The organism is Microcoleus sp. Z1_A1 (assembly GCF_036700305.1).
Classification (GTDB): Bacteria; Cyanobacteriota; Cyanobacteriia; order Cyanobacteriales; family Microcoleaceae; genus Microcoleus.
On sequence record NZ_JAUBOR010000048.1, the window covers coordinates 1 to 8,419 of the forward strand.

At 46.1% G+C, this 8,419-nt stretch carries 5 protein-coding genes; 2 read left to right on the forward strand and 3 right to left on the reverse strand.

The features are described 5' to 3' along the window. Positions 1–388 precede the first annotated feature (388 nt). Together ribH and psbZ are read right to left on the reverse strand one after the other, a co-directional pair. Positions 389–982 carry a 6,7-dimethyl-8-ribityllumazine synthase gene (ribH, locus tag QT973_RS22920; protein ID WP_333209091.1) on the reverse strand — a complete coding sequence of 198 codons (594 nt, stop codon included), beginning with the start codon at positions 980–982 and terminating at the stop codon, positions 389–391. 220 nt (positions 983–1,202) lie between these two features. Continuing rightward, positions 1,203–1,394 carry a photosystem II reaction center protein PsbZ gene (psbZ, locus tag QT973_RS22925; RefSeq protein ID WP_190735314.1) on the reverse strand — a complete coding sequence of 64 codons (192 nt, stop codon included), beginning with the start codon at positions 1,392–1,394 and terminating at the stop codon, positions 1,203–1,205. A 316-nt stretch (positions 1,395–1,710) separates the two neighbouring features. Between psbZ and QT973_RS22930 the strand changes: the two genes are divergently transcribed. Then, the gene (locus QT973_RS22930) at positions 1,711–4,626 is read left to right on the forward strand and encodes a CBS domain-containing protein (RefSeq protein WP_333392233.1); all 2,916 of its coding nucleotides are present in this window, start codon (positions 1,711–1,713) and stop codon (positions 4,624–4,626) included. Positions 4,627–5,790: 1,164 nt separating this feature from the next. Here QT973_RS22930 and QT973_RS22935 read toward each other — a convergent pair. Further along, on the reverse strand, positions 5,791–6,135 hold the full coding sequence (locus tag QT973_RS22935) for a DUF4870 domain-containing protein (RefSeq protein WP_333058248.1): 345 nt from the start codon (positions 6,133–6,135) through the stop codon (positions 5,791–5,793). Positions 6,136–6,660: 525 nt separating this feature from the next. Here QT973_RS22935 and prfC point away from each other — a divergent pair. After that, positions 6,661–8,289, forward strand: a complete 1,629-nt coding sequence (gene prfC, locus QT973_RS22940) for a peptide chain release factor 3 (RefSeq protein WP_333161842.1) — start codon at positions 6,661–6,663, stop codon at positions 8,287–8,289. The last annotated feature ends 130 nt before the right edge of the window (positions 8,290–8,419 follow it).

Below are 8,419 nucleotides of genomic sequence, written 5' to 3' on the forward strand. Positions count from 1 at the left end.
AGATTTTAGATTTTAGATTTTAGATTTTAGATTTTAGATTTTAGATTTTAGATTTTAGATTTTAGATTTTCGATTTTAGAATTGACTTGCGCGAGATAAATGCTCTTTCTTGAGGATTTTAGATTTTAGATTTTGGATTGATTCCACGGATAAATGACGTGGCGGGTACCACCTTTGAAATTATTGGTCAAAATTGCCGCCCAAACTATTAACTTGAGGCATCAAAGTACCCATTTCCAATGGGCAAGATATTGGTCTAATTTGTCGATCGGCCCAGAGTGGAATTTTTACCTTGGGGGCGGGTATAATCACCACCCCACAAGAGTCTTAAGATTTTTCCCGATGCAAATCTTGATGCTTTTTAGCTTAAAAATATTGCTAGCCGAACTTACGAGGGGATTTGATCCGACGATACATCGGGGGCGATCGCCAGATTTGCTTCACCCGAAAGCACTTGAGCAGCAGATCCAGTAGTTAATCGATGATCGTAAGAGTGTGTTCCCAAACCCTTAACTTGGCGCATCAAAGTACCCATTTCCAAAGCACTCATCGCATAATTCCAGCCCAAATTGCTTTTAATTCCAGCCCTTTCCAAAGCTTGCTGCATCGTGTCAGTCGTCACCACCCCAAAAATCACCGGCACCCCTGTCTGAAAAGCAGCCGCAGCAATTCCCTTAGCAACCTCACCAGCCACAAAATCGAAATGAGGAGTTTGGCCCCGAATTACCGCACCCAGACAAATTACCGCATCGTAGCGGTGAGAAAGAGCCGCTTGGCGCGCCACCAAAGGAATCTCAAAACTTCCCGGAACCCAAAAAAAGTCCACCTGAGATCCATGAGGATTAATATCAACCCCGTGGCGTTTCAAACAATCTTGACATCCCTCCAAAAGTTTGTTAACCACCAAATCGTTAAAACGACCGATGACAATCGCAAATCGCAAAGATTCGGTGTGAGTAAAAGTTCCCTCGAAAACAGTCATAGTGTTCTACTTTAGATTTTAGATTTTAGGTTTTAGAGTTTTGTTTGTGAGAAGGCAAAAGTCAGAAAGCAGCAGCATCTCATCTGAATCTCAAGTGCAAAAACATACAGAATCGCGCGGTCTGGAAAATGCCTAGCTTCTGCCGAATGCCTTTTAATCGCTGGTGAATGCCTTCATCCTTCTATCTTTTACCTTCTTTATCCGATAGACTTGGGTGAAATTAAACGACTAAAAAGTTCAATACACCCACTGCAATAACCAGCAAAAACCACAGACCCGATCCGACATAAATCAGGGATTTAGACTGATTCCAGTTTTGGGGAGAGGCATAAGCAACTGGCACGCCAACGACCATCACAAAAGACAGCAGTACCAGACCCAGTAAAACGACTTGAAACAGAATTGATAACATCTTTTCTCCTTTCGATATAACCGTGCGTTGAGCGGAAATAGTTTCCCAGAACCGAAAAAAATCTTCCAAATTCTAGTTTTTGACAGTTTCCCGATAGTCGATCGAGAAATTGTCGGTTGATTGATACGAAAGAACCCAGGCAAATTCGGGCGTTGCGCGAACAGGCGTCAGCGGCTCTTAAGATTTTTATCAATTTTATCATTGTTCGTTACAGCACAGAAAACTGGAAAGGTTAACTTAAAGCCCGATCGACACATCCGGTTTCAGAGGGCGAGAAATTGCTACTGTTTGAGTTAGAGATGCGGGATTTTCGGCTATGGACTTAGTTTTGTGCCACACAACAGCAGATTTTGACGCCTTGGGGGCGGCGGTGGGACTTTGCGTGCTGCGCCCCGGTAGCAGGATCGTATTGACGGGCGGGTGTCATCCGACGGTGCGGGACTTTTTGGCGCTACACCGCGACGAGTACCCACTGATTGAACGCCGATCGGTCAATCCGCAACAAATTCGATCGATTACTATAGTGGATGCCTCCGGGCGCGATCGTTTGGGAAAAGCCGCCGAGTGGCTGGATTTGCCACAAGTAAGGGAAATTGCTATTTTCGACCACCACCTAGAAGCGCATTCAGACATCCCCGCTACTGTTACGCAGATCGAAGCAGTCGGAGCCAGCACAACATTAATTGTTGAAAAGCTCAAAAATCAAGCAGAAAACAGCGACATACCCTTCCGCCTTCTGCCTTCGGAAGCAACAGTAATGGCCCTCGGCATCCACGTCGATACAGGTTCCCTCACCTTTGAGGGCGCAACTGCGCGAGATGCCATAGCTTTGGCCTGGTTGATGGAACAGGGAGCGAGTTTGGGGGTAATAGCTGAATATGTAGAACCCGCTTTGTCTCCTCAATTGCAAGATTTGCTGAGAGAAGCGCTCAAGAATTTGCGATCGGAAACTTTGCACGGTTACAGCGTAGCCTGGGTGCTGCTGTCTACTGAAGCTTATGTTCCGGGACTTTCTTCGCTGGCTTCTCGCTTGCTCGATTTAACGGAAACCGATGCTCTGCTGTTAGGTAATGTTTATAAATTTAGCGACAACGAAAACAACCGCAACATCGCTCCAGAATCGCCAGTTTCCAATCGATTAACTATTATCGGTCGATCGCGCATCGAAGGCACAAACCTCAGCGAATTGTTCAAACCCTTCGGCGGCGGAGGCCACGCCCGCGCCGCTTCCCTCGCTACCCGCGATGTTGACCCCCTGCTGACTTTAAATCAGTTAGCTGACGAACTGAAAGCTCAAATTCCCCACCCTCCGACAGCGCGCGAGTTAATGTCGTCTCCAGTGCGGAGTATTCGCCCGGAAACCTCGGTGGGGGAAGCTCACCGTATACTCCTACGTTACGGACATTCAGGGCTTTCTGTGGTCGATGCGGGCGATCGACTGGCTGGCATTATCTCGCGCCGCGACATTGACATTGCCCTGCACCACGGTTTCAGCCACGCCCCCGTCAAGGGTTACATGAGTCCGCAGTTAAAAACGATCGCCCCAGATACCTTGCTGCCGGAAATTGAATCTTTAATGGTGACATACGATATCGGGCGCTTGCCAGTATTGGAAAACGGTCAACTGGTGGGAATTGTGACTCGCACTGATGTGTTGCGGGAATTGCACCAGCAAAAAGCGCGAGACAGGGGAAGTAATGCAGAATTCTCTTATTGTGCCGTGTCCGAATCGGTTGAGCAGTTGTTGCGATCGCGCATCAGTCCCGAATTATGGCAATTATTGTCGATCGCCGCCAATATTGCCCAAAATCGCGGCTGGCAACTTTATATTGTGGGTGGAGCAGTCCGGGATTTACTCTTAGCCACGGATGATACACTGGCGCTAACAGATATCGATTTGGTTGTGGATGGAAAGTGCGGTTCCGACGATTCCGGTGCTGGTGTCGAGTTAGCTTCATCGCTGCAAAAACTTTACCCTGAATCGCGTTTGGACGTTCACGGTCAATTTCAAACCGCCGCGCTTTTGTGGCACAAAGACTCTGCTTTCGGCTCGCTGTGGGTGGATATCGCTACGGCTCGCACTGAATTTTACCCTTATCCGGCGGCAAATCCTGAAGTTGAAGCGAGTTCGATTCGCCAAGATTTGTACCGCAGGGATTTTACAATTAATGCGCTGGCTGTGCGGTTGGGTGTTCCTCGCAGCGGCGAATTGTTAGATTTTTTCTGCGGTTTGCTGGATTTGGAATCGAAGCAAATTCGAGTTTTGCACGCCAATAGTTTTATCGAAGATCCGACGCGAATTTATCGCGCTGTGCGATTTGCGGTGCGGTTGGGGTTTGAAATTGAGCCGCAGACGGAAGGATACATCCGCAACGCTTTGGCTAGCGGGATTTATTACCGAATTCAGGGGGAAAATGGCCGAGCTCCGGCTTTGGAAACTCGACTCAAAAGCGAATTGAAATACATTTTGCAAGCTCATTACTGGAAAGTTGCTTTGCAAATGCTGGGAGATTTGCAGGCTTTGCGCTGTATTCATCCTACTTTGGAGTTGGATCGGGAGTTGTGGCGGCAACTGCGTTTGCTCGATCGGTGTTTGCAAGGAAGGAAGAAGGAAGGCACGACACGGATTTTGACACGGATACACGGATTAATGATTGAGGGTGAGTCACGAGTCAGAGGGAATAAGGAAGAGGGAATAGGGAAGAAGGAAGAAAAAGAAAAAGCAACTATTCTCAAGGCTCAATCCCCAATTCCCAATTCCCAATTCCCAATTATCAATATTCCCGATTGGCAGATGCGGCTGGAAGTTTTGATAGCTTATGTAGCACCGGAATATCGCGGCAAGGTGGCTGCAAATCTTCAGTTACCTGCTGACAGTATTAAGCGGTTGGAAGTGTTGGAAGCCGGAAAGAATCAGTTAGCAGAGAATTTGCCTAAGTGCGAGTTGCCGAGTCAATTGGTGCTGCTGTTGAAAAATTATGAGTTGCCGGTGTTAATTGCGATCGCCCTACAAAGTCCGCGAAGTGCACGCCGCCAAATTTGGGAATATCTCACCAAATGGACGAATGTTGAGCCGCCTTTGAATGGCAACGATTTGAAGGCTTTGGGTTATAAGCCGGGGCCTGGGTTTAAACGAATGTTGGATGATTTGTTGGCGGCGAAGTTGGATGGCGATTTGGGCGATCGGGCTGCTGCTATCTCTTTCTTAGCACAACGTTATCCTCAAACTTAGTAAGGTGCGTCAGCAGCGCGTTATTTTTTCTATAATTGATTAGCTAATTGCTGACGCACTCTACTGAATTTTTAGTTTTCAATCCCAAACAGGCTAACCAGGCGATCGTACATTATTGATATTTTGATAATTAAGGTGAAGAAACAGCGCGATCCTGGTTTAATCGCAATTGTCCTTGCAAACTCACTGGATTTTATAAATGTCAGCATTTTCCCTTTAAATTTCATAAAACGGCTGATCAGTCAAATGAAAACCTCAATCTTTACAAAAATTTTGTGATTGTAAAGATTCGATAAAGCTACGAGGGGTTATACCCCCTATGAGTTATAGTGACATACATATAGATGCACCCTGATGGCTTTCCCGTTCCACAAGAGCGGGATTTTTATTGGAAAAATATTGTATTAAGGAATGAGAATTAAATAACTTCCACAAGATTGTGGGATGGGCTATAAGAGCCCATCCAAAAAGGACGGGCTATAAGAGCCCATCCCACAATAACAATTAAAATTGTAAGTTATTTAATTCGCGATCCTAAGTTTTAAGACACCTGCTAGAGATAGAATTTGTGGAAAATTTCAATAGAACGATCGCCAGATGCAAAAATAGCACAGCTAAAGCAAACATGATGGTTCCGAGCGATCGAACATCCGCCCTAACTCCGCGAAATAACCCAAAGGCGGTAGCATAGTGTGGGAAACGGCATCAATGGAAGCTCAACTTAGCGTTCACAGCAGCCCTGCAACAGGGCGAAAACACCATAATTAATAGTTGATTGTACTCTGATTTTTGATTTTTTATGGATTAACAAGATTTCACTCATGATGTTAGGTCAATTTTCTGGAATTCCAACTAGATGATGCTTAGCTTCACAAATTTTTAAGTTTTTTTACTGAATCTTGTCTCCGATCATCAACCCTCTTTATCACTTATATCATGTCCGATCGAGCGATTAAAAGGGCGGGTTTTTGAGATTGTCAATTATTGGAATATATTTTTCGTGCACCCGCCCCTACGGTATTAGGGGTAATCGACGGGACATAATATTAAGCAGTGTATTTGCCAGTTTGGGGGAGCGAATGTGAGTTATAAAACAATTAAAAACCCGGTTTCTGCTTAAAGAAATCGGGTTATTGAAATCGATGGTGAAGCGCGATTTTCTGTCTAAACTATTCGGAAAATAAAAGGGTAGCGGTAAGGTTGGTTAGGAGTTTGCAAAACGTGGAGGATAGCCATTATTGTCAGTCCCCAGTGTAGCAGATAACCTAGGGGCACTAGGATAAAGCCAGCAAGACCGAAAGTGACGACAGTTAACGCCACAATTACGGCGCTGTACAGCCATACATTAAGGTGAAAATTGATCGCTTCTGTGGCGTTTTCTTTGACAACGGGGTCATCTGATACTAACAATACAGCGATCGGCGCTCCGATCGAGAACAGTAACGTGCTGAAAAAAATCGCCCCGTGGCACACCAGTGATAGCAGCTTCCGCTTGTCAGAGTCGTACATATTACTTTTCCTTGACTTTATTGATAATTTTACCTTTAATAGCAACTGTAGCACAGGCTATAATGGCGATCGGGTGATGATTCCCCTACCAAATTGTGGTCAGTAACCCAGCCCTAAAGGGACTGAGCTTGTAAGAGTAATCAAGCAAGCTGTACTGACCAGCCTAAGTCTTAATTGACTACGTTATTTGAGTCACGACACCAGGCGAATGCGACGCCAGTTCCCTGCTCTGTCGCTTGCAATTAAACAGTTTTAAGGTCACTGAAACAGTGTTGCAAGCCTAACAAGCTCTTATAACCTTGGCGAGGCGAACATTACCCCGAAAGGGAGGCTCGAAAGAGCAAACATTATGCGTGAGCGGGTTGCGAGGTTTGAGGTGGTAATTGTCCCACTGAAAGTACATTACAAAAGTACACCGAATTAAGCAATCCCCGTGTAATGGAAAGATTCACGGCGGTTGAAACCGCCGAGCCGTTTCCCTCTCAGCCCTAAAGGGACTGAGTTCCCACTTACGGATTTTTTTTGATGACAACAGAACTCGAAACTGAACTGCTAACTGCTGTTGAGCGCCGGCGCAACTTTGCTATTATCTCGCACCCTGACGCGGGAAAAACTACTTTGACAGAAAAGCTGCTGCTGTACGGAGGTGCAATTCACGAAGCAGGTTCTGTGAAAGCGCGGCGGGCTCAGCGACACGCTACGTCTGACTGGATGGCGATGGAACAGCAGCGGGGAATTTCTATTACTTCTACTGTTTTGCAGTTTGAGTATAAAAAATATCACATTAATCTGCTAGATACTCCGGGACACCAAGATTTTAGCGAAGATACTTATCGAACTCTGGCGGCGGCTGACAATGCGGTGATGCTTGAGGATGCTGCTAAGGGTTTGGAACCGCAAACTCGGAAGTTATTTGAAGTTTGTAAGCTGCGAAGTTTGCCTATTTTTACTTTCTTTAATAAGCTCGATCGCCCTAGCAGAGAACCTTTGGATTTGTTGGACGAAATTGAGAAGGAATTGGGGTTGCAGACTTATCCGGTAAATTGGCCCATAGGTACGGGCGATCGCTTTAAAGGTGTTTTCGATCGCAGGGCGCGCAAAATTCACTTATTCGAGCGGACTAAACACGGTTCTCGCGCTGCTGTTGATACCGTCATCGAATTGGGCGATCCGCGCATTGAAGATTTGTTGGAACAAGACCTTTACTATCAGCTCAAAGAAGAGTTAGAACTGCTGGATGAGTTGGGAACTGAACTCGATTTAGATTTAGTTCGGGCTGGCAAAATGACGCCTGTTTTCTTTGGCAGCGCCATGAGCAATTTTGGGGTCGAACTGTTTTTAGATGCGTTTTTAGATTACGCTATGAAGCCGATCGCCCGCAAGAGCAGCGCCGGAGATTTGCCGCCAACTTATGAAGATTTTACCGGGTTTGTGTTTAAGTTGCAAGCGAATATGGACCCAAGACACCGCGATCGGGTGGCGTTTATTCGGGTTTGTACGGGCAAGTTTGAAAAGGACATGAACGTGACTCACGCTCGCAGTGGTAAAACGGTGCGTTTGTCAAGGCCTCAAAAGTTATTTGCTCAGGATCGGGAGTCGATCGAGGTTGCTTATCCGGGCGATGTGATCGGTTTGAACAATCCGGGAGTATTTGCGATCGGCGATACTATTTACACCGGCCAAAAACTGGAATATGAAGGGATACCCTGTTTTTCTCCCGAACTTTTTGCTTTTTTGAGAAATCCCAATCCTTCTAAGTTTAAGCAGTTCCGCAAAGGCGTTTCGGAGTTGCAGGAAGAAGGCGCAGTGCAAATTATGTACTCGGTTGATGAGTCGAAACGCGAGCCAATTTTGGCGGCTGTCGGACAGTTGCAATTTGAAGTTGTGCAGTTCAGAATGCAGTCGGAATATAATGTGGAAACGACGATCGATATGTTGCCTTACAGTGTAGCTCGTTGGGTTGACGGCGGTTGGGAGGCGCTGGAAAAAGTTGGGCGGCTGTTTAATACGGTGACGGTAAAAGATACTTGGGGAAGGCCGGTTTTGCTGTTTAGAAATGAGTGGAATTGCCGCCAGGTGGAAGGGGAGCATCCTGTGTTGAAGTTAAATGCGATCGCCCCTGTGGTTTCGGGTTTGGCTGTTAGCGAGGAGTGAGGGGGATAATTGGTTGATTCCGGGTTAGGTTAAGTCATTTTCAGAGCTGACACACGGGGCTAAAAACCGGGTTTTTTCGATAATTCTTGGTTTTGATTCGTAGATTCGACCAAAAACCGGGTTTCTTTGA

Bases quoted from the DNA above. Each gene is read 5' to 3' on its own strand.
- ribH (WP_333209091.1), bottom strand. From the start codon at position 982: ATGACTGTTTTCGAGGGAACTTTTACTCACACCGAATCTTTGCGATTT.
- psbZ (WP_190735314.1), bottom strand. From the start codon at position 1,394: ATGTTATCAATTCTGTTTCAAGTCGTTTTACTGGGTCTGGTACTGCTG.
- QT973_RS22930 (WP_333392233.1), top strand. From the start codon at position 1,711: ATGGACTTAGTTTTGTGCCACACAACAGCAGATTTTGACGCCTTGGGG.
- QT973_RS22935 (WP_333058248.1), bottom strand. From the start codon at position 6,135: ATGTACGACTCTGACAAGCGGAAGCTGCTATCACTGGTGTGCCACGGG.
- prfC (WP_333161842.1), top strand. From the start codon at position 6,661: ATGACAACAGAACTCGAAACTGAACTGCTAACTGCTGTTGAGCGCCGG.